At 59.3% G+C, this 22,417-nt stretch carries 24 protein-coding genes; 3 read left to right on the top strand and 21 right to left on the bottom strand.

Annotated features, from left to right (window positions below):
* Positions 1–43: 43 nt before the first annotated feature.
* From HS101_10510 to HS101_10445, 14 genes are all read right to left on the bottom strand, one after another.
* Entirely contained in the window at positions 44–589 is a 546-nt protein-coding gene (locus HS101_10510; GenBank protein ID MBE7506703.1) for a hypothetical protein, read from the bottom strand.
* 174 nt (positions 590–763) lie between these two features.
* Complete coding sequence (locus tag HS101_10505; protein ID MBE7506702.1) at positions 764–904, bottom strand: hypothetical protein; 141 nt, start codon at positions 902–904, stop codon at positions 764–766.
* A 58-nt stretch (positions 905–962) separates the two neighbouring features.
* Positions 963–1,961: a DUF3494 domain-containing protein gene (locus HS101_10500; GenBank protein ID MBE7506701.1), complete on the bottom strand. Its 999-nt coding sequence runs from the start codon at positions 1,959–1,961 to the stop codon at positions 963–965.
* A 363-nt stretch (positions 1,962–2,324) separates the two neighbouring features.
* Positions 2,325–3,035, bottom strand: a complete 711-nt coding sequence (locus tag HS101_10495; GenBank protein MBE7506700.1) for a hypothetical protein — start codon at positions 3,033–3,035, stop codon at positions 2,325–2,327.
* A gap of 198 nt (positions 3,036–3,233) precedes the next feature.
* Positions 3,234–3,404, bottom strand: a complete 171-nt coding sequence (locus HS101_10490) for a DUF1328 domain-containing protein (protein ID MBE7506699.1) — start codon at positions 3,402–3,404, stop codon at positions 3,234–3,236.
* Positions 3,405–3,580: 176 nt separating this feature from the next.
* The gene (locus HS101_10485) at positions 3,581–4,615 is read right to left on the bottom strand and encodes a WG repeat-containing protein (GenBank protein ID MBE7506698.1); all 1,035 of its coding nucleotides are present in this window, start codon (positions 4,613–4,615) and stop codon (positions 3,581–3,583) included.
* A gap of 79 nt (positions 4,616–4,694) precedes the next feature.
* Entirely contained in the window at positions 4,695–4,910 is a 216-nt protein-coding gene (locus HS101_10480; GenBank protein MBE7506697.1) for a hypothetical protein, read from the bottom strand.
* 57 nt (positions 4,911–4,967) lie between these two features.
* A complete protein-coding gene (locus HS101_10475) occupies positions 4,968–5,456 on the bottom strand; it encodes a DUF2294 family protein (protein ID MBE7506696.1) in 489 nt (162 codons plus the stop codon).
* Positions 5,457–5,481: 25 nt separating this feature from the next.
* Complete coding sequence (locus HS101_10470) at positions 5,482–5,904, bottom strand: DUF2294 family protein (GenBank protein ID MBE7506695.1); 423 nt, start codon at positions 5,902–5,904, stop codon at positions 5,482–5,484.
* Between the two features lie 382 nt (positions 5,905–6,286).
* Entirely contained in the window at positions 6,287–7,210 is a 924-nt protein-coding gene (locus tag HS101_10465) for a prolyl oligopeptidase family serine peptidase (protein ID MBE7506694.1), read from the bottom strand.
* A gap of 34 nt (positions 7,211–7,244) precedes the next feature.
* Entirely contained in the window at positions 7,245–8,159 is a 915-nt protein-coding gene (locus HS101_10460) for a DUF1571 domain-containing protein (GenBank protein MBE7506693.1), read from the bottom strand.
* 333 nt (positions 8,160–8,492) lie between these two features.
* Positions 8,493–8,981, bottom strand: coding sequence for a hypothetical protein (locus HS101_10455; GenBank protein ID MBE7506692.1), 489 nt, complete (start codon positions 8,979–8,981; stop codon positions 8,493–8,495).
* A 141-nt stretch (positions 8,982–9,122) separates the two neighbouring features.
* Positions 9,123–9,431, bottom strand: a complete 309-nt coding sequence (locus tag HS101_10450; protein ID MBE7506691.1) for an RNA-binding protein — start codon at positions 9,429–9,431, stop codon at positions 9,123–9,125.
* Positions 9,432–9,738: 307 nt separating this feature from the next.
* Positions 9,739–10,479 carry an isochorismatase family protein gene (locus tag HS101_10445; GenBank protein ID MBE7506690.1) on the bottom strand — a complete coding sequence of 247 codons (741 nt, stop codon included), beginning with the start codon at positions 10,477–10,479 and terminating at the stop codon, positions 9,739–9,741.
* Positions 10,480–10,829: 350 nt separating this feature from the next.
* On the opposite strand from HS101_10445, the gene HS101_10440 reads away from it, so the two are divergent.
* On the top strand, positions 10,830–11,210 hold the full coding sequence (locus tag HS101_10440) for a DUF2294 domain-containing protein (protein MBE7506689.1): 381 nt from the start codon (positions 10,830–10,832) through the stop codon (positions 11,208–11,210).
* A gap of 129 nt (positions 11,211–11,339) precedes the next feature.
* On the opposite strand, the gene HS101_10435 is transcribed toward HS101_10440, so the two are convergent.
* Positions 11,340–11,726, bottom strand: a complete 387-nt coding sequence (locus HS101_10435) for a carbon storage regulator (GenBank protein MBE7506688.1) — start codon at positions 11,724–11,726, stop codon at positions 11,340–11,342.
* An 825-nt stretch (positions 11,727–12,551) separates the two neighbouring features.
* On the opposite strand from HS101_10435, the gene HS101_10430 reads away from it, so the two are divergent.
* Entirely contained in the window at positions 12,552–12,932 is a 381-nt protein-coding gene (locus tag HS101_10430) for a DUF2294 domain-containing protein (GenBank protein ID MBE7506687.1), read from the top strand.
* Positions 12,933–13,235: 303 nt separating this feature from the next.
* Here the strand turns inward: HS101_10430 and HS101_10425 are convergent, their stop codons facing one another.
* From HS101_10425 to tpx, 6 genes are all read right to left on the bottom strand, one after another.
* Positions 13,236–14,837: a phosphoglycerate dehydrogenase gene (locus tag HS101_10425; protein MBE7506686.1), complete on the bottom strand. Its 1,602-nt coding sequence runs from the start codon at positions 14,835–14,837 to the stop codon at positions 13,236–13,238.
* Between the two features lie 30 nt (positions 14,838–14,867).
* Complete coding sequence (locus tag HS101_10420; GenBank protein MBE7506685.1) at positions 14,868–16,079, bottom strand: hydroxyacid dehydrogenase; 1,212 nt, start codon at positions 16,077–16,079, stop codon at positions 14,868–14,870.
* Positions 16,080–16,173: 94 nt separating this feature from the next.
* Positions 16,174–16,662: a GNAT family N-acetyltransferase gene (locus tag HS101_10415; GenBank protein MBE7506684.1), complete on the bottom strand. Its 489-nt coding sequence runs from the start codon at positions 16,660–16,662 to the stop codon at positions 16,174–16,176.
* On the bottom strand, positions 16,659–17,693 hold the full coding sequence (locus tag HS101_10410; GenBank protein ID MBE7506683.1) for a 23S rRNA (adenine(2503)-C(2))-methyltransferase RlmN: 1,035 nt from the start codon (positions 17,691–17,693) through the stop codon (positions 16,659–16,661). The genes HS101_10415 and HS101_10410 overlap by 4 nt, the downstream gene beginning before the upstream one ends.
* 54 nt (positions 17,694–17,747) lie before the next feature.
* A complete protein-coding gene (locus HS101_10405) occupies positions 17,748–19,994 on the bottom strand; it encodes an FdhF/YdeP family oxidoreductase (GenBank protein MBE7506682.1) in 2,247 nt (748 codons plus the stop codon).
* A gap of 1,006 nt (positions 19,995–21,000) precedes the next feature.
* Positions 21,001–21,507, bottom strand: coding sequence for a thiol peroxidase (tpx, locus tag HS101_10400; GenBank protein MBE7506681.1), 507 nt, complete (start codon positions 21,505–21,507; stop codon positions 21,001–21,003).
* Between the two features lie 283 nt (positions 21,508–21,790).
* Here tpx and trxA point away from each other — a divergent pair, with 283 nt between their 5' ends.
* On the top strand, positions 21,791–22,117 hold the full coding sequence (gene trxA / locus HS101_10395) for a thioredoxin (protein MBE7506680.1): 327 nt from the start codon (positions 21,791–21,793) through the stop codon (positions 22,115–22,117).
* The last annotated feature ends 300 nt before the right edge of the window (positions 22,118–22,417 follow it).

The raw sequence follows: 22,417 nt of genomic DNA, 5'->3' as shown, positions 1-22,417 counted from the left end.
TACGGAAAAAATGTGAATCATGAATCGTATGAGCGACGCGAACTCAACCCTCACTCTTCTCATTACTGTTCTTCACGCCGCCATTTTTGAGCCACGTATTCAGTGCCTTACCGAGGCCTCCAGCCAAGCTCTCAGCGCCGCTGGACGATGAGGCCTTCGAACGGCCAACCAGATTCGTTTCCTGCACAACTTCACCGCTCTGCACATCCGTCAACGTCGTGCGAAGAATCACTTGTTCCAACGGGCCCGTTACCGTGTCCAGCTTGCTGCCTGTTTCGTAGTGAATGATCTCACCGGACAGCCGGAGACCGGGTTCTCCTTCCTGCCCGAGTCCTCTTTCATCGGCCACTGCCAGGAAATCCGAGCGGATCAAGGCGGGCATCTCCGTCGGAGCCTGCACCCCTTTTGCGACCGTGATGGTTTCGAAGTTCAGGCTCTTATACTTCGAGAGATCCTGCGATGTACTGCTATCGACTACGCGCCCCGAGGCTCCTCGTGCGCCCATGCTTTCAGAAAAAATGCGCCCGCACCCCAGGCACAGGAGGCTCATGGTCATCACCGTTGTCGTCATTGCTAATTGCTTTGTCATGGTCTGTCTCCAAATTCCCGCACCAGCGACAGGCGCGGCAAGGGGTTCAGGAATCCACCAAATAAAACCACGACGTACAATCGTCTGGTTTGTAATGGCGGCCCTCTACCCATTCGCTTTGACATGTTTCCTTATGCATTCGTTTTGATCGTTCGGCTGTAGTGGGCGGAGCCGTCAATCGTGGGTGATTTCGATCACCTTCTTGTCACTGTCCCAGAAGCTATCGCGGCAGCTGATCTTGCCCCCGCCGATCAGCCACAGGATGATGACGATTGCCAGTACGGCGCCTACCGCGCCAAGCCAGTTTTTGTTCATGACTCCGTTTCTCTTTCTGATGCCACGCTCATCTGACATCTCTTCGCTGCCTCATCTGCTACGGTGTGGGTGTTGTGATCGTGTTAGCGTCCAAAGTGACTGCACCGTTCTGGGCCAAAACCCTGCCCTCGACCGTGGCGCCGGTATTTAACGTGATGGATGTCTGAGCCAGAAGATTCCCCTTGAAGATGGAAGTCGTGTCGAGCGTCGCCGATGTGCCGACTTGCCAAAACACGTTGGCCGCCTTGGCTCCGCCGCTCAGGATCACCTGACTGCCGGGCCCCGTAGTTAGTGTTGAGCCCATCTGGAAGATGAAGACTGCGTTCGCATTGCCCTGGGCATCGAGCGTGACATTGTTGCCCGGTCCCGATCCCGATATCAGAACCGAAGTCGAATTGGTATACAGGCCCGGCGCAAAGGTAAGTCCACCCAGATTTCCGGGCAAAGTTTGAGAGTCTGTTGATCGTCCCTGGGCGTCAAGAAATGCAGCGGTCAAGTCGAGCTTCGCCTGATCGGCGGTCGGATCGGCCGCGTGGATCGTTCCATTCACGACGCCAGGAGGGAATCCATTGACCGTGGCGCTTGGACTGACCCCCAGGTCGCCATTAAGGATGGTCGCACCCGCGTTGTTGGAGACTGCGGAGCCAGCCAGGACTGCAAATCCAGCAGTGGATTGCAGGTCGACTGGTGATTGGTTGGGAGCCTCCGGATCTGGAGCGATCGTTGTTCCGGTTGTGAAGCTCCATAAGAAATTCTGCGCCAAAGCGTTTCCAGCCACGTCCTTGGATCCAATCGTAACTTCGGCGTTTAGTGTGGTGCCGGGGGCAAGGGCAGTTGACGGCGCGAAAGTCGCGACATTGTTTGCATAGGTCACGTCACCGAGAACGGCTGTTGGTCCGGGCGCCGTCACGGTGAAGTTGACGTTTGTCATCGTGGCGGGGTCCATCGCCTCATTGAATGTCGCGCTTATTTTCTGATTGAGCTTTACATTGGTTGCCGTGTTCGCAGGAACTGTCGAATTGACGGTTGGCGAAACGGTATCGGGGAATCCGCCCAATGGGCCGGGGACTCCCGAAAGAAAGAGCAATCCGCAACTGGCCGTTAGAATGAGCGGCACAAGTGCAACAGGCACCATTAGGACCTTGCGGGATACGCATAAACTACAGGTATACATTTTTTTCTCTCTTGTTTGATTGACGCTGCATTTCGCATCTTCCGGGCCGAGCAGCAGAAGTCATCATGGGTTCGGTGATGTTTGGGGCTCCGCCATGGCAGTAGCCTTCCGCCCATCGACTTCCTGCAGATGCTTGTTGTGTTCGCGGATCCTCTACCGATCGCGTACGAACTTCTTTAGTCCACAGGTCTTCTCCGCATCGCCTCGATCAGATCCACAATTCCTCGGAACTCCTCGAATCGGCGACTACTTCCACTTGAACATCACATCCGACGTTCCGCTTGCGCCGCCGTAGCGATCGTCATTCTTCAGGTAGATTCTGTAGGTGCCACGCGGAAGCGTGTCGGCAAAGAACACCTGGATTGAGTTGGCCGTCAGACAGATCGATTTCACGGCCGACACATTCGCCCCGCCATCCGCGGGTACTGCCTGCACCTCCGGCGGTCCTGCATGCGGGCGATCAAGGCCCGAGTTGCGCGCACCCGGGAATATCCCTCCGCCAACGATGGTCATCGTGATTTCGTTGGAGAACTGCAGCCGGGTGGGCGGCGTGATGACGTCGATGCTCACCGTCGGCGCGTTAACGGGCACGTTGGCTGCCGTGTAGGCGACAACATTCCCGACGCCGGCAGCGTTTCGAGCCGACACCTCGACTGTGCCCGTAGTCGTGCGGCCATCTCCCCGGCGTACCGGGATGAAGACTTCTGGTCTAGGATATGAAAACAGTGGCGTGCCGACCGTCCCACCGTCAACTGTGATCGTGGCATGATCCAGACCTTTCACGCCGCCGCGCTCTCCGTCACCTTCAATCAGCACAGACTCCAGCGGCTGCTTGCCGGTCGGCGTGACCGTCTTGATAGTCGGTCCACAACCGGCCGCTGATACCAAAATCGCAATAGCTGGAGCCCACTTTGTAATCGGGCGCGGGGGCTTCCATCTCATGGTAAACATGGTCAACTCATTTCTTCCGCAATGTTCCGAAGAATCACTACCGAAAGGGTTTCAGTTCCTAAATTACGCAGCTGCAACTTGGGCGAACCCCTTCTTGAGGTTCATCCCATCCAGGGACTCGCGCCATCATCTCCCCTCAGAGCTGGCGGCCAAGCCCGACCGAATGCCGCCAGTCTGCCCCAATGGACCGAGCGCGGTTCACCGTCAGATCGACGGCCTTCTGTACCTTCCTCGCAGGAAAGACAGGACAGCAAGAACAAGAAAGACGAAGACAAGGATCTTCGCGCCTTCATAGGAATAGTTTGCAACGCCGCCGTAGCCAAAAAAGGCGGAGATCAAGGCGACCACCAGAAAAATGACAGCTAGCCGTAACATGGTCAATGTCTCCCCTGCACTGAACCGGATCCTGCATTGGGATTCCCGTTCAAGTACAGATTCATTCGTTGAAACGCGATGCATTGCCTTTTAAGACGCACAGACCGAGACAACGGCTGTAGGTGCGAGAGAGCCATGAGGGTCGCATGTCCTCTCGCACCTGAGCAGCCGGAATATCAACCGCCGAGCGAGGCGGACTTGGTCGTCGGATTCCAGACGGTCTGTCCGTTCTTTCCGACCCAGCTCATGACGCCGCGTGACTTGACTTGGGCGAGACCGTTCGTGAAATCGCCCGCCTCTTCATAAGTGAGCGGAATCATCGTTGTGCCATCGGTGCCGATGTAACCCCACTTGCCCTCGCGCTGCACGGAGGCGAGGCCTTCGTTGAAAGCCTTGGCGTTTTCATACACCGGGTTGATGACCATCTTGCCGGCCTTATCGATGAATCCGAGTTTGCCGCCGACCTTCACGCAGGCTCGACCATGAGAGAAGCCCCATGCTCCCTCGAACTGCGGCTCGATGACGGCCTTGCCGCTCTTGTCCATGTAGCCGCACTTGCCGTCCTTCTCGAAGTTGGCCAGGCCCTCATTGAAGCTGGCAGAGGCGCTAAACGTCGGGTTAATCGCCATCCTGCCCTTTGCATCAATGAAACCGTACATTCCCTTCCACTCTCCGCCCGCCTTGACGCAAGACAGTCCGTCCGCGAAATCCGCGGCCTCGTTGAACTGCGGTTCGATTACGATCTTTCCGGTCTTGTCGACGAAACCCCACATCTTGTCCTTTTCCACTCGCGCCAGGCCTTCCGAGAAGCGGCCGGCGTCGCTGTAGGAATAATCGATGACGAATTTGCCTTTTTGATCAATGAACCCGCACGTCTTGCCGCCCAACCCAAGCACGCCGGTCTTCTTGCATACCTTGGCGAGGCCTTCAGAGAAATCGTCTGCCATCTCGAATTCCGGCTTGATGGCCCAGCGGCCTTCAGTATCGATGAACCCCCACTTGTCATCCTGCTGCGCGGCGGCAAGGCCATCTGAGAAAGGACGGACGGCCTTGAAAGTGGCGGGGATCTGAACCTTTCCCGTATTGTCGATGAAGCCGCACTTGTCATCGCGAGTGATGGGATACAAGTCAGCCGCACGGAGGCTCTGAGCCGTGAAGGCAAGCGTCCCGAGAACACAGGCCGTATTCAGGAAATTTCGTGGTTTTTGCATACATGTCTTTCTGTTTGCGTGCCGGAGCGGTCGGTGTCGAGCAAGCCGGTCACATTGGCGTTTCACATTCGGTTCATTCCTAATTCATTCCAGCGGCGAAATCGCCGTCACACGCACCTCCATTCGCGTATTCCATTGCCAGGCCGGCAGTGACGCAGTCCCTGGGCTCCGCAGGATGGATGGAAGCACCCCGATTGACCTCGAAGCCCAACCGCACCTTCCCGCCTTCAATCTTGAGCACCGTGACCTTGAGCGATTGGGATTGGCTATCAAGTCCATCCAAGATCACCGACACTGCATTTCTTCTCGTTATGACGAACACGGCGATCTTTCCCGTTTCAAGACAGCACTCTCACACGATCTTGTCGGGAATGCCCCGGTTCCAGGACTCCGCGGAGATGTCCTGGGCCATCAAATACACCTGCACAGTCGTCCCGGTTGTAAATACCCCTACGAGAGCCCCGGATGTCGGCTCGACCTCCACGGCGGCTTCGCGCACATCAACCCCAGTAATCCTCTTGATCTCCTGCCTGAGCGAGTTGGAGGCGTTGGCGAACAGGTGCCGGTGAAATTCCTGAACTTGCGCAGCCCCGGCAGCGGTATTTGCCAATGCCCGTTCGGCCGGGGACAAGGCGCCGTGAAGTGTGATGACCAATGTCCCATCGCATTGGACCACCGTTACCGAAGTCGGGATGATGCCGGTCCTCTCCTGCTCGAACGCGCTCGCCGCCCGGGCTATCTGCTGGGCCATCGTCAACTGGGTCTGGCCCGGCGGGCTGTCACCATTCGCGACCCGATCCGGGTCATTTTTTTGAATTTCTGATTTGGATTTGTCCGTCATATTCGTTCTCGTTGAATCTCTCTGTTTAAGCGGCCTCGACCTGTCCATTTCCGCTCCAGGTACACACCGGCACGCTTCCGCCAAGCAGAAAGACATGGACCTTGGTTCCAGGCGCAGACAACATCACCACGGCGGAGGTCGTTACCGCGACTTTGGAGGTCGCCTGGAGCACCCCCACTCCAGTAATTCTCGTGATCTCTTGCAGGAACGGATCAGTTGCGGTGGCGATCAACTGTTGATGGAATGCCTGCACCTGCGCGGCGCCGGCAGGGCTCTTGACAAGGACCTGCTCGGCGGGCGACAGAGCTCCGTGCAGCGTGATCACCAACGTCCGATCGCTGAGCACCACGGTCACCGACTTGGGTGAGTGGCCCGTCACCAGCAATTCAAACGCGCTGGCTGCAAAGGCGATCTCGCGTGCGATCTCCGAATGTGATGCATCCATCATTTTTGATCATTCGTGTTAAGGTGCCCTGCCTTGGCCACCGAAATCCAGGTAACTCTTAAGCAAAAAAAAAAGCCGACGCGTTCAAACGCCCAAAGGCATTCAACCACGTCGGCTTACTCAGTAATGAGCCTCCCGCTGCTGCGAGTTGCCCCTTATTTAGTCTTCCGAATTCCTCGAGTCAATTCGTCACGGCATCTATCACAATGACTAATAGAGCCCCGTGACCGAGTGGATCATAGCGCGCAAGTTCTTGATTGCCGACAAACCGTTATATTTACTTCCCTCATCCCTTTAATTCTTGAAAACCGCGAGATAGGGGTGAATAACGAAGATCGCCCCTCAGGGCGCGTCAGATGCAAGCTGACAATGGGACCTATCAGAATTAACGGCTCGAAAGCGACTGCACGTTGCGCGATCGTCCTTGATTGGGAGACGATGCATTTCGCTCAACTGGCGAGAATCTCGCCATCAGCTCACTCGGCGGGTAGTAATCCGTCATTAACTCCGTGGAGACGGTCTTGGCGGCGTTCACGGGGTGCAACGGCTGGATGCCTAATTGTCCCGCGAAGAATGCCGCCGCAAACTGTGGGATGCGCCGGTGGCCCATGTTATCGATCATCATGGCGCTCACGACACGGAAATCACGGGCCTTGTACCAGGCCGCGGCTTCCTCTGATTCGCGCTTGCACGCCGAGAAGTCGCCGTCTCCGATGTAAATCGCCACGGGCACCCGGTCGCGATAGAGCGGGACATTGTCTTCCTCCAAGAGTTCGGCCGAGAAATTGGAAAGTCGAGTCGCGATGCACGCGAAACGGTCGGGGAAGCGGTTTACGAAATAATGCGCCAGATAGCCGCCGCAGGACCAGCTCGTCGAAAGCACCCTTTCGGGATCGGCCTCCGTGGTGGCGAAGATGTGGTCCATGATGGCGATGACATTCCGCTTGTCCTCCAACACGTAGTCGTGTTCCTTCGTCAGCGGAAACTCAACGAAGGAATCGCAGGTCCGAAGCTCAGGTGCGCAGACGACATATCCGTAGATGTCGGCCTGCTCTTCCCACTCGCGTTCCTGTGGAAGCGCGTTGTCGTAGGGTTTCATGCCGTGGAAAGTCATGACCAGTGGCCACTTCTGCTGATGGCGGTCCGGACGCCGGCCCTTGTTCTTCACATAGTCGACAGGCAGATACAGGTGATACCACGCCGACGTGCTCGGCTCCTGGACACGGGCATATTGTCCCATGCCCCGCGGTTGGGGAATGGCGCAGCCGGCGAAGAGCGCCAAGCCGATAACAACGATTGATAAGTGCACCTTGTGCATCCTGCTTTTCTTTCTTGAAGGGGAATCACATTCCGTAGGTGGTGGGTTCGAAGTCTCTGTTGGTCAGGCCGGCGCCCATGCGAATGCTGCGATATTCGTACTTGGCAAGGAGATTGCTTGGGTGCCGCTCGACGTCAGAATAGCAATAGACGGCAACGGCCACGCGAAGCGCCTTGTCCACAAGAATCTCCGCGGTGCGATCGGGATAAAGTCCGCCCTCGGCGGTGTACGGCAGATGCCGTCGGATAACCCATACCGGCCTGCCATCGAATTGGCTCTCACCACAATACTTGAGCGTGAGTTCACCTCGTGACTTGGCTTGCTCGCTGACCTTGATGAGCCGGTCCAGTGTCTTCTGGAATCCAAAATCGTCGAGAAACCGTCGAGACGCCTTTTTCGCCAGCCGCCCATGAATCGGTTCCTTAACGCTCTTTATGAAAAGTCGGGCGATGACGCCGGGCTGGGCAATCGCCAGCTCACGTTCATCAGGGTTTGTTGCTTTCAAGTCTCTCCATCGCCCCTTGACGTAGAGCACACGCACAGCCATGCCCGGATTGCGCACCCATTCCATATAGACGCTGTAGGGCGAATGCCTGAATTTGACTTTGATTTCCTGCTCCTTGCTCATCCCGGACGGTAGAAGTTCCTGCTTCACCATGACGCATTCATAATCGACCACGATGCGCACGTGCTCAGTCCGTGCCTCGATCAGCGCTCCCAATGGGTCGCGCCGAATCAACGATTCAAACAGAGGCGTATTGGCAGTGACCCCGGCCATCACCACCGATTCGCGCAGGACTTCTGGCACAACGATCCCGGCGCCGAGTTGGAACTGAATGCAAAACAGCGTGATCAGTGACAAACCAACAAACGTCCTGGCCCTGAATCGAGTGATCCAACGCATCAGGTTCGAACTGTATTTATCTGACAGGCTTACCACGATGTTCTCCCGTTCTTCGCGACCGTCTCGCGTCGCAGCGCGAAAAAAAACCGACGTGGTTGAGCACCCAAAGGCACTCAATCACGTCGGCATACTCTTCAACGGGCCGTCCAGAACTGCCGAACTGCCCTTTATTAAGTCATCCAACGATCAAAGATTTGCGGTAGCGGGGGCCGGCGATTCTTCCGCGCTGACCTTGCTGCCAGAAAACTATAGCGCACATCCACGCAAATAACAACAGCCGGAAGAGTCGATCTTCGTCATTCAACTGAAAAGGCACAATGAGGCGTTGAATTGCAGAATCCAATTGTCAGAGTGCTCTCGCCCCGGATGTTATCCCGAACCGCCCAGCTCCTCGAAACAAGCGCGATGAAAAAGCTCCCGCTCATTTTGACCATGCAAATCCAGCGCCTCCAGGAAACTCCGGTAGTCGCTACAAATCTCCTCAAGCCGCGCCGGATTACCCGCGGATAGGTGTTCCAGGGCAACAATCAAGCGCTCAAATTGATCCTGCAGCTCGTCCCGGGCACTCTTGAGTTCCGTGACTTCATTGGCCAATCGCGGCTTCTTGTCTGTAATCAGATGCATGTATCCGCCATGCTCTGACAGGGCCCGAACTCGCGCCAGATGACGTTCGAAAGTCTGCGTCGCAAATCGCAACGTCGACAGCTTCCGGACCGTTTCGTGTGTCCCGGAGTCCCAATCGAGCGTGAATCGAATCGCCTGCTCGATATTTTCGAGAAGCGATACCTCGACTTGAAATTGTTTCGCGATGTCCACTGCGTCTGTATCAACGTGAGGAGAATCTCCCGAGGTCTTCATCACCATCCATCTCCAAGTCCCCATTGGCTTTAGCGATCATCCGGTCCGACAAATGAATTCGCCGACCCGCAGACACTGGTCAACGGGGCACACAGGAGTGGGGAATCTCTCCGAAATAGCTCCGATTCCGCGCTGCACGCGCTACCATTGGGGGATTCTGGCGCCGGACTTCACCACCGGCTCCCCGACCGCCAACGCCTTCGGCTTCGGCCTGGCCTCGCTGACCTTGAGCGCTTTGCCGGCGTGCTCTTGGCCGCTCAGGGTCGAAATGGCCGCCAGCGCTTCAACCTCAGTGGACATCTCCACGATTCCATAGCCCTTGCTTTGGTTCGTGTCGTGGTCCATGACGACTTTGGCGCTCTCGATCCTGCCTAGCGAGCCAAACAGTTGCTCAAGCTCTGCATCGCCAACGCTGACATCCAGATTCCCGACGTAAAGTTTCTTTCCCATGCCAAACACTCCCTTGCGACTTGGGCTCATCGGCTCCTGCTTACTTTCAGGGCCGCATTGAATTGGTTCTCTTCGCTACACCGGCCGGATCGGCACGCGAATAAAAGCTGCCACTGCCCTCGTCGATGAGTCATCGGGACAGATCTGAAGGCTCATTCGTCAAGCCGATCAATCGACTATAGGAGAGGCGGGTAAGGAAGTCCTGAACGGATGAAAACGCACCTACCGGTACTGTTGGACGGCCTATCGCACCCCAATCCGCGGGGGAGGACGGAGCCAATGGGTAACCAAACTGGATCAACATGACCTACGTCCAACAGAATGGCTCGGCAGATTGTTGTGAGTTGGTGACACATGACTCGATTTCTCTGTCCACATCATCGGAAAGTGAATCTTGCAGACGCTCATCAGCAGCGCCGCGGACCGTCTCATCCGTCGATACCAGGACAGCCCCCTTGGCGTCCATCTGGCGCATGGCCTGCGCACCGGCGTCAGCGTCCCATGCGCCGCAGGCATCGGTAATGACTGCGACTCGATGCCCTTGAGCCAGCAGTCTGATCACCGTAACCGTCACACACTGCTCGGCGACAGCCCCCATGACAAATACGTGATGGCTGGATATCGAGGTAAAGAGTCGATCCGCCTTGGGATTCGATAGAAAGTCTCGCGCGCGCTTGAAGAGGATAATTTGCTGATAGCGTTTGAATAAATTCGGAGAAACATCGACCGCATGATTGTCATGCACCACGGTGCGCTTGGGCAGCAGCGTCACGGGTACTTTGCGCTGGCCCAGGGAACGATCGACGCAATACGCTGGCAACCCATTGGGATGCGACTGGATGCGGATGCTCTCAAGACTCGACACGACGGGCACCGATCTGATTCGTGCCCAACTCATGATCCGCCCGATGTTGGATATGGCCTCTGCCCGGTTGACAACCGGCAGCGCTCCGTTGGACAGGAACAGATCGCACTGTGTATTTAAATCCAGAAGAATGCTGGTATGCGAGGGTTGGACCCTTCGAGCGATGTTGGTATGTACTCTCATGTGCTTCCCCTTCCGCTGTCGATCATCAAATAAAAAAAAGCCGACGTGGACTCACACCCAAAGGTGCATACCCACGTCGGCCTACTCTTCAACAGACCGCCCGACAAAGCCGGGCTGCCCCTTGTCTAGTCATCCGACAATCATTGATTGGTTTCGTGAAAAACGGCGAATTTCTTACGCCGCTTATGTGTAACCATCATAGTCGAGCCGTTCGAAAAGGCAATTGCCGTCCATTCGAGGCTCGACTATAATGGCTTCAATCTCGTCGGCTTGACGAATGGTTTGGTGAATTGGCTCACATTCTCATTGTCAAGCTCTCCACTGTATTTTTGATTCGGATCAGATTCCCTATGAAAACGTCAGGTGAAATCGAAGCTGCGATTTGCGACGCGATCAATCGATTTGAGCAGGAATACATGGGCCGGGGGCCGAAGGAGACCCATGCCTACCTCATTGGCGATCTTCTGGTCGTCCGACTCAAAGGCGTCCTGACCGCCGCCGAACAGCAACTTGTCAAAACGCTCGCCGTTGACAAGGGCAGAGACTTGCTCAAGCAGGTGCGCGTTCACCTGATCGAGACCGCGAGGTCCGTCATGGAGGTGATGGTCGAGCAGATCACCGGTGTCAAAGTGGTGAGCATGCACCACGACATCAGCACCGTGACCGGAGAGGAACTGGTGGTCTTCACGCTCGTCCGGCCGCCCGATTTCCGCGAGGCGAAACGACGATAGTGCGTGCACAATGCGTTTCGCCGGTTGAACCAATGGCGAATTTCAGTGATGCGCGGCATCGCGAAGCGGCAAAAACAATTTCGCGACTCCAATCGGAGTAAACGGGCAAGCGTTCATGACGCTTCCCTATCAGTGCACAAGACATTTGCGGTGTTGAGCCCGGCCAAATCCTGGTTGCAAACTCGCCGGTTCGTCGACATCGTCAAGCCCGGTGGTCTTTCGCCACAGGTTGCAAAACGGCGACAGCATTCCGATAGGAGTGCTTTTCGGCCGTTCAAGCCATCGACGGCGACCCTCCACGATCTCGACACGCATGGGTTGGCGCTCGATCGGCGGACCACTTGGGGATTCAGTCTGCGAGTCGGATGCCTTGACCACCACATCCTCGTCGGTGTCGAACGCCAGCGTCACGCATCCATCCAAAATCTCGAGGACCGTGACCCTCAGCACCCGGCCAAGGATGTTCTCGCTGCCAACCACCACCGATTCATTACTTTTTCTCGATAGTACAAACATTTGAGTGCCTCAATTCTGACACGGACGCAGGGGCGCGGGTGACGCCCCCAATGCCTGCATCAATGCCTTGAGCGGGTAGTCATGCCTGTACCGTCGTGCCCGAAATGAACACGCCGGCCGCGGCTCCAATTGTTGCATCATCGCGCTCTGTTGTGCCGTTGACTGTTGAAGAATCCCGCCGTTGCGGTCCGGCCGCTCGGGGGTTTACTTCGCCATGTCCGATTCGGGCTGGTCCATGATGTTCCAACTTGAACAGTGCGAATCGACCTGTGAAATCGAGAACAAAAAAAAGCCGACGTGTTTGATCGCCCGGAGGCGCTCAAACACGTCGGCTTACTCTGCAACGAGCCTGTCGCCTGCGCGACCTGCTCCTTAATAAGTCATCCGACGAACAAGACTCAGAATTTGATGAGATCGGCCGAAGTTCCTCGCCAATCTCTTCCAGGCCGGACTATATCGACTCCCCGGAACAAAGCAAGGACCGATTTTGACAAGTGGCGTGATCATGTCCCCATCACACGTGATCGACGCATCCATGGGCGCCGTGTTTTTGCGTTGTCCTTTGCGCCGCAAATCTGAAACGGATTGTGCTGCTCTGGCTCGACTTGCAGTCGGAATGGGAGCGGTTCGCGACCCGCCAAAATGTGCCACTTACGAGAGCACTCGTCCAGGCCGCCGGCCGCGCGAATATCGGTTTTGTTCGGAAGCTCATGGCGGAATTCCGAAGTTCGACTACTATTTCTCCGAAATCGCTTGGAACCGTGATTTTCGTGGCGTTCCCCGGTCCCCAACAACGCGCTGAAACCCTCTACTGTTAAACACACTATGAAAACGCTGGGTGAACTCGAAGCTGCGATTTGCGACGCGATCAATCGATTTGAGCAGGAATACATGGGCCGGGGACCGAAGGAGATCCACGCTTACCTCATTGGCGATCTTCTGATCGTCCGACTCAAAGGCGTCCTGACCGCCGCCGAACAGCAACTTGTCAAAACGCTCGCCGTTGACAAGGGCAGAGACTTGCTCAAGCAGGTGCGCGTTCACCTGATCGAGACCGCGAGGTCCGTCATGGAGGCGATGGTCGAGCAGATCACCGGTGTCAAAGTGGTGAGCCTGCACCACGACATCAGCACCGTGACCGGAGAGGAACTGGTGGTCTTCACGCTCGTCAAACCGCCCGATTTCCGCGAGGCGAAACGACGATAGCGCGTGCACAATTCATTGCGCCGATTGCAACGGCCGTATGCGCATCCGACTGCGGCTATGGAGTACCGATCATTCATCAGCACGTTCGCGACAGCGCGTTTCACATTCAAGTTGTAGGACGCCCCCGACCTGTCCTCCGGTTCATCGGAGAGCCGTGAGCCATCTCGAAAAGGGCCGATCGCCATCCTTCTCGCACGGCCGTTGCTGTAGTCGTGGGTAATTCCCAGTTCGATAAGCCCGACGAATCCGCGAGATCGCAAAGATTCTCGCAGTGCAGCCCGCGCCGCCGTCCGCGGAAGGTCTTCACGAACCAACCGCTGCAAGCTGCACCGCCCGCACCGACAAAATCGGCGGACCCTTGGCCCGCAGCGCGTCGAGCACCGCATCCGGCAGCTCGCCGTCGATCTTCAGCACCATCAATGCCAGCCGACCGCGGCGCGAAAGCGCCATGTCGGCGATGTTGATCTTGTGGTCGCCGAAGAAAGTGCCCACAAGTCCGATGACGCCCGGCTGGTCGTTGTTCAAGATTTGCACCAGCAGCCCCTCAGGCACGATCTCCATCCCATAGCCATCGATCGACAGGATGCGCGGAAGGCCGTCCTGAAAAACGGCCCCCTCACTGATGTGCGTTTCCGTGCCGCGTGCGATCTTCAGCGTGACGACTTCGTAGTAGTCGCGGCGGCCTGACTGGCCGGTATGGCCGACCGCGATGCCGCGTTCCTTCGCGAAATCGGCGGCGTTCACCAGGTTCAGCCGGCCTTCAATGTGCGGGCTCATCAACTCGGTCAGCGCGGTCAGCGCCAAAGTGGGGCAAAGCGCCCTCAAGGCATCGCCGCCCTGGGTGACCAGCTCGATGCGCTCGACGCCCCCGGCGCAGAAAGGTGAAAGGATCGTCCCCATGCGCGCGGTCAGGTCCATGTACGCCCGGTCGCGCGCCGACAGATTCGACGGCATGCCGGTCACGTTCACCGCCCCGCGGATGACGCCATTCGTGAGATAGTTGAGAATCGACTCCACCGCCTCGGTGGAAACCGCCGTCTGCGCCTCTTCCGTCGAAGCGCCCAGATGCGGCGTCAGCACCACGTTCTTCGCCGTCAGAAGCGGGTTGCCCGCCGGCGGCTCCGTGGAGAAAACATCAATCGCCGCGCCGCCCAGTCGCCCGGCATTCAGCGCCTCGGCGACCGCCGCCTCATCGAGCAACGCCCCCCGCGCACAGTTCACCAACACCGCCCCAGGCTTCATGCGCTCAAGCTGCGGCTTGCCGATCATCTTTTTGCTCTCGGCGCTCACCGAGGCATGAAGCGTGAGAATGTCGACCAGCGGAAGAAGGTCCTCAAGCCTGCGAACCAGGCGCACGCGTCCGTCCAACGCGCTCTCTGCGGAAAGCAGCGGGTCGAAGGCGATGACGGTCATGTCGAGCCCCAGCGCCCGTCGAGCGACCGCGCAGCCGACGCGACCGAACCCTACGATTCCCAGCGTCTTTCCGGCGACCTGGCGACCCATGAACTGCTTGCGCTCCCACTTGCCCTCAATAACGTGCGAGTGCGCCCCGGCGATGCCGCGCATGGCGGCGAGGATCATGGCGATCGCGTGTTCAGCGGTCGAGACCGTATTGGCGTCCGGCGTATTCATCACCAGCACGCCGGCCGCCGTCGCCGCGGGCACGTCCACATTGTCCACCCCGACGCCCGCCCGCGCGATCACGCGCAGCTTGCCGGGGTTCGCCAGTGCCTCGCGTGTGACCTTCACGCCGGAGCGGATGATCAGCCCGTCGAATTCGCCGACTATCTTGCCGAGCGCGTCGGGCGAAAGGCCGGTTTTTATTTCAAAGGAGATATCAGACCTCGCGCGGAGGGCTGCGAGCCCTTCATCCGCGATTTGGTCCGCCACTAGAATCTTGAACATGTCGTTCCGGCTCCCCCACCCAGGCAGTTGTTAGACGATCGGTTTGAGGTCCACCTTGATGATCATCTCCTTCATATCGGCGATGGCGGCGAGTAGCTCCGGTTGCGGCTTCTGGTGCAGTCTGATAACCGCGACCGCCGCCTTGCTGCCCTGGAAGATGGTGTTGCTCATCTCGCCCACGTTGATCTCCGCCCGGCGAAGCATGTCCAGCACCGAGGCGAGAACTCCCACGCGGTCGTAATGCCGCACGACCAGTTGGCAGCACGTGGGCGATTTCGTTTCGATGTTCACGCAATTGGGAACCTGCCCCGTCTCCTTAAACGTCTTGATGATGCGGACCGTCTCGGCGGCGATGGCCTCCTGGGCCTGGTCAGTCGACGCCCCGATGTGATGCGTTCCATAGACCACGCCCCCGGCCTTGAGAATGTCCGCCTGAAAGTCCGCCGTCGCCGTCTCCGGCTCGCCGGGGAACACATCGAGCCCCACGCGGATCTGATTCTTTTCAATCGCCTTCGCCAGCGCCGCATAGTCGAGCACATCCGCCCGCGCCGTATTGACGACATAGCTGCCCGGCTTCAACCGATCGAGGACGCTCGCGCCGATGAGGCCCTTCGTGTCGGCGGCCGCGGCAATGTGAATGCTCAGAATGTCGCAGGCCCCGGCGACCTCTGCGGCGCTGTCCATGCGCGTGATGCCCAGTTCGCCGGCGGTCTCATCAGTCAGCGATCGGCTCCATGCCACAACGTCCATCTCAAACGCCAGCGCACGAGCGACGACCGCGAGTCCGATCTGCCCCAGCCCGACAACGCCGAGCGTCCGCCCCTTGAGCCCGCGCGCGACAGAGTATTCCTTCTTGTTCCATTTACCCGCGCGGAGGTCGGCGGTGTTGTCCGCGACGCGGCGGTCCAGCGCGAGGATCAGTGCGAATGTCAGCTCGGCCACGGCGACCGCGTTCTTTCCGGGACAGTTGGATACGTAGATGCCGTTTCGCGAGGCGGCGGCAACGTCGATGGTGTTGTAGCCCGCCCCGGCGCGGACGATCAATCCGAGCTGCGAGCAGGCGTCGAGCATGTCGGCGGTGACTTTGGTGCTTCGGACCACCAGCGCCTGACACTCGCTCTGCACGATCGCGGCCTTCAGTTCATCGCCCTTGAGGCCCGGCTGACTGATGATCTCGCACCCGGCGGCGCGAAGGCCGTCGATCCCCGAGGCTTCAAACTTATCCGCAATGAGGACTTTCATGATGCCGCTCCGTTCCGCGATTTCCGTCGAGATGACCGAAGCGTGATGATACCGAACTTAAGACGCGGCGCACAGATTCGCGGGATTCACCCGGCTAAATACCGCTGCCGTCCGCGACCTCGTTCGGCCCGCGCGGAAAAAGCGCCTTGCGGAAGTGAACCAGTTGCTCCGTGTCCTGATAGCCGACCGCCCGGTGCGCCGCGATGCTCGCCGTATTGTCCACCGGCGTATCCGACGCCATCTCAATGCACCCTCGCTCCCGCGCCCACTCCTCGGCCGCCTCGATGAGCCTGCGACCGATGCCCTCGCGGCGGATGTCGGGATCAACAAACCACCCCTCCACAAATCCCACCGGGCCCGACTCCACTCCCAGCGCCGCCGAGCGCAGCGAAACTTCGACAAAGCCCCCCAGCCCGCCGGACGGCCGCACCGCGACGAACACCACCTGATCGGCGAGGCGACTCATCAGGTTCGCCATCTCGCAGTGATGCTCCTCCAGGGGGCACTCCGGCCAAAGCGCGCAGCGCATGCGAAGCCACTCGGCGTGATCGGCAGGCTCAAACTTTCGAATGCGCGCACTCATATCGCACCGGCGATGGAAAGGGACACCGCTTCGCCCGTCCGTGGTCGCTTCAGCTCTCGATTGCCAAGTTGCCCGCAGGCCGCCATGAAGTCGCGCCCCTTGGTCAGCCGCCGTTTGACGAACTGCCCGGCGGTTTCGACCTGCCCAATAAACCGGACGACGTCCTCCTCGCGCGGCGCAGGCCACGGCGAGTCGCGACGCGGGTTATACGGGATCACGTTTAAACAGCACTTGATCGGCCGCAGGTATTCAACAAGCTCCCGCGCGTGTTCCGCGGCGTCGTTCACACCGGGGATCAGCACGTACTCCATCATAAAAAACTGACACGTTCGCAGCGGATAGGCCACGAGCGCATCGCGAAGCATCGCCATCGGCTCGACGCGATTGATCGGCATGATCTGCGAGCGAATCTCATCGTTCGGCGCATTCAGCGACACCGCAAGATTAATCCGCCGCCAGCCCAATGCGGCGAGCCGGCGAATACCCTCCGTGCGACCGACCGTCGAGATGGTGACATGCGCCTTGCCCAGCGAAAGCCCCATCGGGTCCGTCAGCACGCGAACCGCCTGAATGACGTTCTCGAAGTTATCAAACGGCTCGCCCATCCCCATGAAGACGACATTGCGAATATCGGCGTCAAAGACGCGCCGCGCCGCAACCACCTGCCCGACGATCTCGCCCGCCGACAGATTCGCCAGCCGCCCAAGTTGCGCCGTCTCGCAGAAGGTGCAGCCCATCGCACAGCCCACCTGCGACGAAACGCAGAGCGTCCGCCACGCCCGCTGCCGGCCCTTCATCGGAATGATGACGCTCTCCGTCTCCAGTCCCGAAGGCAGTCGCTGAGCAAACTTGATCAGCTCGCCGTCGCGCTGCTCGCGAACCACCGGCGCAACCGCCGCCGTCAAATCGCCCTCAACCTCCGCCTCCCCGCGCATCAATCGGGCATACGCGCGGCGCAGCTCCGCAAGCTTCCCAGGCGACACGGCTCGCGCCGCGCGGAGTTGATCGAATGTCAGTTCAAGAACGTCCAATGCCCACCGACCTCCGCGGCTATTCTACCAGGAATCAATCACTGGCGATCCACCTCAGCACGCCTTCAGGTCACTGCCCGCTCGCTTGCGCACGGCCCTCTCCACGCCAAGCAGCACAAGCCCGCCCGCCGCCGCCTCAACCCTCACCATCACCGACTTAAACGCCGGCGTCTTCGACCGCGGGTCGCTCCGTGTCGGCACCAGCACGTTCGCCTCCGGGAAGTACATCAGGCAGTTCCCCGCGCGAATCTCGAACGGCCGAGCCCGCACGCCCGCCATCTCCCCCGTCTCGCTGCGCACCGTCACAAGCTGATCACCGCGAAGGCCCAGCCGCTCCATATCGCCCGGGTTCATCAGAACCACGTCGCGCCGGTCCTGCCCGCGATAGATGTCCTCCTCCTCATAGACCACCGTGTTGAACTGCCCCTCCGAGCGAACCGTCATCATGCGTAGTTGCCCGTCACCGCCCGTCGCGTCCGGCATCGCCGTCACGTGAAACTTCGCCCGGCCGCTCGCCGTCGCAAAGCGCGCCTGGTGAAACGTCCGCCCCGCGATCTGAAACTCCCGCTTCGTCTCGTCGATCTCCGAGAGTCGCTCGAATCCCGGCACGATCTTGCCAATCGCCTCGCGGATCGTGCGATGCGTCTGCAATTCGTCCCAGTCAATCGGCCCTTCATCGCCGAGAATCGCCCCCGCAAGCGCCGCGACGATGCCCACGTCACTCCGTGGCCCGTCGTGCCGCGCCGGCCCCCCCTCGCTCAGTCGCACATAGTTGAACATCGACTCCTGCGTCGTCGGCTGCGACTCCTCGTCGCGCGCCAGCACCGGCAGCACAATCGTCTCCTTACCCAGCCCCCAAACGTGCCCCAGGTTCAGCGTCGTGCTCAAATAGACAACCAGGTCCAGCTTCCCCATCGCCCGTCGGGCAAATGTCGAATCGGGGTTCGACGCGAACAGATTCCCGCCGAGGCACACGCCGACATCCATCTCGTCGCGCTCCGCCGCATGCATGCAGCTCATCGTGTCGTGCCCGGCCCACGTCGGCAGCATAACACCGAAATGATTCTGCAATCGATCGAACACCGCCGCCTTCAGCGTCGGCGTGACCCCCATCGAGCCGACCCCTTGCACGTTGCTGTGTCCGCGAATCGGCAGCAGCCCGGCGTGCGGCCTGCCGACCATCCCGCGCAGCAGGGCGAGATTGACGATTGAATGGATGTTCTGCACGCCGTGCTCGTGGTGCGTGATCCCCATGGTCCAACCGAAGACCGTCGCCTTCGATTGAATGTAGCGTTCGGCGATCCTCTCAATAACCTCGCGCGCCACGCCCGATCGGCCGACGATCTCCGCCCACGAAGCACCGCGCACGCTTGCCTCCCACTCCGCCGCCCCGTCGGTCGCCGCCTCGATGAAGGCACGATCCGCCGCCCCGCGCTCCAGCACCACCTTGGCCACGCCGGTCAGTAGGGCGATATCGCCGCCGATGTGCGGCTGAACGTAGTCGCTGGCGATCTGCGATCCGAACAAGAGGCTCCGCACGTCCGACGGAACGCTGAAGTTCACCAGTCCCGGCTCCACCACCGGATTGATCACCACGACCTGCCCGCCCCGGCGGCGCAGATTCATCAGCGTGCGCATCAGCCGTGGATGGTTCGACGCCGGATTGCCCCCGATCAAAAAGAAAAGGTCGGCATGCTCCAGATCGTCGAGCGTCACCGTCGCCGTCCCGCTGCCGATGCAGTCGCTTAGCGCCACGCCGCTCGCCTGGTGGCAGTAATACGAACAATTATTGACGTGATTCGTCCCGTACAGTCGGGCAAACAGTTGCAGCAAAAAGGCCGCCTCATTCGAAGATCGCCCGCTCATGTAGAAAAAGCTGCGCGCCGGATCGGTCGCCTTCAGCTTCTCCGCCACCCGGGCAAGCGCCTCGTCCCAGTCGATCGGCCGATAGCGTCCCTCGCCCGGCCCGGCGTGGAGCGGTTGCACGATGCGCCCGGCCGCCTCCAGTTCCCGCGAGGTCAGCATTTGCAATTCGTCGAATCCGTACTTGTCGAAAAATTCGCGCCGCAGCCCGTCCTGCATGTCCGCGGCCATCGCCTGCAACGATTTCTTGCAGATCTCCGGCCAGTGCCCCGCCTCGTTGCGCATGCCCCCGAGCTGCCCGCCCATCCCCAGGGCACACGTCTTGCACGCGTTCTTCGAGCGCACGCTCCGCCACATTCGCCGCCACCCCACGCGCCGCGCAACGCTCAGGGTGTAGCCGATCGCCTGCCACCCCCCGCCGCTCTGCCGCTTGCCCATGTGATCGCGCCTCCCGATTGAAGATGCACCTCCCACTCGAAAGCGCATTCTACCGCCATCGGCCCGGCGGTCATTGACCGGCGCCCCTCCTCCACCCACTAACTCCGCCCGCTTCAAGAAAAAAATCCGCGCGCACAGGGAGCAAGCATTTCCTTTGCTATGCGAACATCCGCACCCATCCAAAGCCCATACCAGCCCGAAGCGCAAGCGAGGACGTCACCGCGTGAGCAATCCCCCGGCGGCAGGCCTCGATGCGGCTTGCCGTTTGGCGACGGCCAACCAGCAACCCCCGTCGCGAGACACAATTCCGAAGAGTTGTCGCGGATGCTCGCCCGCGCGCAGCTCGCGTTTCACTTGGGTCACCTTCCCGGCTCATTTTTCAAAGACTTACAAGCGAAATTTCCCGAAATTTGCCATGCACATTCGGGCATACACCGGTCGTGTCTCACCTTAAGCGTTTTCACGAAAAACCGCCTAATTCGCGAACCACCCCAACACATGTCCACCACGCGAGTTGCATTCGCCCCCAAAAAACGTTTTTCGCCTATTGTCACCATCGATTTGTTCGCTCGCCGCCCCCCCAATCCGAGCCGCGCGCGTCAGCAAGCGGTCCCAGAAAATCCGGCCCCCCAATCGCCATCAACACCAACCGGCGACCCAATCAGCACCGCCGCCTCTGCATTTGCCTGGACCCTCTCGAATGCCCCCACGCAACCCCGCCGCCGCTCACCATTTCGACGTTTCGACGTTTCGACGTTTCGACTTTTCGACGTTTCGACGTTTCGACGTTTCCACGCAAAACCACCCAAATCGCGAACCACCCCAACCCGCGCCCGCCACAAGCGTTACCACAATCCGCAAGAGGCTTGTGTCACCTTATGTCACTTCGAATCCGGCGATCTCCCGGCCCGCTCGCGGCGCAAAAAAAACGGCCGGCAAACCTGCCGACCGTTGTCAAGCTCGCGCGTCTCGTCTCGGCCGATTTCTCGCCCGGCCGATCGAAAAATTACAGCCCCTTCGCGCAGGCAAGGATGGCGTCGTAGTTCGGATGACTGGCGACTTCCGGTACATACTCGACGTAGCGCAGCTTGTTCGACGCATCGACGACGAACACGGCGCGGGAAAGAATCCGCAGCTTGGGAATCAAGACGCCGTAGGCCTGGCCGAAGGAGGTCTCCTTATGATCGCTAAGCGTCTTCATCCGCTCGGTGTTGATGCCCTCGGCGCCGCAGAAGCGGCTCATCGCCACCGGCAGGTCGCAACTGATGGTGTAGAAGTCGACGTTGGGCAGGTTGGCGACTTCCTTGTTGAACCGTCTCGTCTGCTCGGCACAGACCGGCGTGTCCAGCGAGGGGACCACGCTGAAAATCCGCGCCTTGCCGGCAGACTCGCTGATCTTGAAATCATCGACCAGCGACTTCTTCAGCACGGCGTCCGGGGCCGTATCGCCGACCTTCAGCTCCGGTCCCGCGAGATCCAAAGGGTTTCCCTTAAGGGTGCACGTTCTGGACATGGTGTCATCTCCCTTGATTCGAGTGCGACATTTGGATGGGTTCTTGACTTCTGAATTGGTTGAAGATTCTAATTTCGGGGCGTGCAGTCGTCAACGAATCACGCCTGGGCCTTGCGTAACGGCCGTTTTTGACTTGTGTACCCATCCTACTAGAATCCGAAACCGATCGGCGATGGACGCCATCTAAACATATGATGCGGACAGGCACGACGTCTGACCCTACCCATGTTCCGGCGGACCAGAGGGGGCCGGACGAAGTCACGCGACACAGGAGATTTAAGAAATGGCCGGACCAGATACACTCGAATTCACGGACGCCAACTTTGAATCGGAAGTACTCCAATCGGGCCAGCCGGTCCTTGTCGATTTCTGGGCCGACTGGTGCATGCCCTGCAAAGCCCTCGGCCCGACCATCGACGAACTCGCCACGGAGTATTCCGGCCGCGTGAAGGTCGGCAAGATGGACACCGAGGCCAATCGCGAGACGCCGGTCAAGTACAACATTCAGGCAATCCCGACCGTGCTGATCTTCAAGGACGGGCAAGTGGCACAAAAGTTCGTCGGCCTCACCAGCAAGAAGGACTTCCAGGCGGCCCTCGCCGGCGCCTAAGCGCGCCGCTCGCTGCTTGAGGCCCATCCATCACTCGGCAAATAAAAAGGCCCGCCGGAGTCCGCATGGACTTCCGGCGGGCGAAGCTGAGTAAGGCTGCTGGCAGCAGCCACGTTCGCTGCCCTACAGCAGCCTCCAACGTTTACCTATGTCCACGGATCACCTCCACTTCAAAGGGCCGACTCCCCGGCAGACGCCCGGCAAACAAATGTGACTGGCGCCGTCGGGCCGAAACCCGCCCGCCGACCGTCGCCAGCGGGCCCAGTGCGGAAAAGCGGCCGTTGGGCCGCTGCTCCGCCG

It is taken from the genome of Planctomycetia bacterium, assembly GCA_015075745.1.
Classification (GTDB): domain Bacteria; phylum Planctomycetota; class Phycisphaerae; order UBA1845; family UTPLA1; genus UTPLA1.
The sequence above is the reverse complement of the archived record's forward strand: the minus strand, read 5'-3'. Positions and strand labels throughout refer to the sequence as shown.

Coding starts and splice junctions, on each gene's coding strand:
- HS101_10510 (MBE7506703.1), bottom strand. CDS start 589: ATGACAAAGCAATTAGCAATGACGACAACGGTGATGACCATGAGCCTC.
- HS101_10505 (MBE7506702.1), bottom strand. CDS start 904: ATGAACAAAAACTGGCTTGGCGCGGTAGGCGCCGTACTGGCAATCGTC.
- HS101_10490 (MBE7506699.1), bottom strand. CDS start 3,404: ATGTTACGGCTAGCTGTCATTTTTCTGGTGGTCGCCTTGATCTCCGCC.
- HS101_10485 (MBE7506698.1), bottom strand. CDS start 4,615: ATGCAAAAACCACGAAATTTCCTGAATACGGCCTGTGTTCTCGGGACG.
- HS101_10475 (MBE7506696.1), bottom strand. CDS start 5,456: ATGACGGACAAATCCAAATCAGAAATTCAAAAAAATGACCCGGATCGG.
- HS101_10470 (MBE7506695.1), bottom strand. CDS start 5,904: ATGATGGATGCATCACATTCGGAGATCGCACGCGAGATCGCCTTTGCA.
- HS101_10455 (MBE7506692.1), bottom strand. CDS start 8,981: ATGAAGACCTCGGGAGATTCTCCTCACGTTGATACAGACGCAGTGGAC.
- HS101_10450 (MBE7506691.1), bottom strand. CDS start 9,431: ATGGGAAAGAAACTTTACGTCGGGAATCTGGATGTCAGCGTTGGCGAT.
- HS101_10445 (MBE7506690.1), bottom strand. CDS start 10,479: ATGAGAGTACATACCAACATCGCTCGAAGGGTCCAACCCTCGCATACC.
- HS101_10440 (MBE7506689.1), top strand. CDS start 10,830: ATGAAAACGTCAGGTGAAATCGAAGCTGCGATTTGCGACGCGATCAAT.
- HS101_10435 (MBE7506688.1), bottom strand. CDS start 11,726: ATGTTTGTACTATCGAGAAAAAGTAATGAATCGGTGGTGGTTGGCAGC.
- HS101_10430 (MBE7506687.1), top strand. CDS start 12,552: ATGAAAACGCTGGGTGAACTCGAAGCTGCGATTTGCGACGCGATCAAT.
- HS101_10425 (MBE7506686.1), bottom strand. CDS start 14,837: ATGTTCAAGATTCTAGTGGCGGACCAAATCGCGGATGAAGGGCTCGCA.
- HS101_10420 (MBE7506685.1), bottom strand. CDS start 16,079: ATGAAAGTCCTCATTGCGGATAAGTTTGAAGCCTCGGGGATCGACGGC.
- HS101_10415 (MBE7506684.1), bottom strand. CDS start 16,662: ATGAGTGCGCGCATTCGAAAGTTTGAGCCTGCCGATCACGCCGAGTGG.
- HS101_10405 (MBE7506682.1), bottom strand. CDS start 19,994: ATGGGCAAGCGGCAGAGCGGCGGGGGGTGGCAGGCGATCGGCTACACC.
- tpx (MBE7506681.1), bottom strand. CDS start 21,507: ATGTCCAGAACGTGCACCCTTAAGGGAAACCCTTTGGATCTCGCGGGA.
- trxA (MBE7506680.1), top strand. CDS start 21,791: ATGGCCGGACCAGATACACTCGAATTCACGGACGCCAACTTTGAATCG.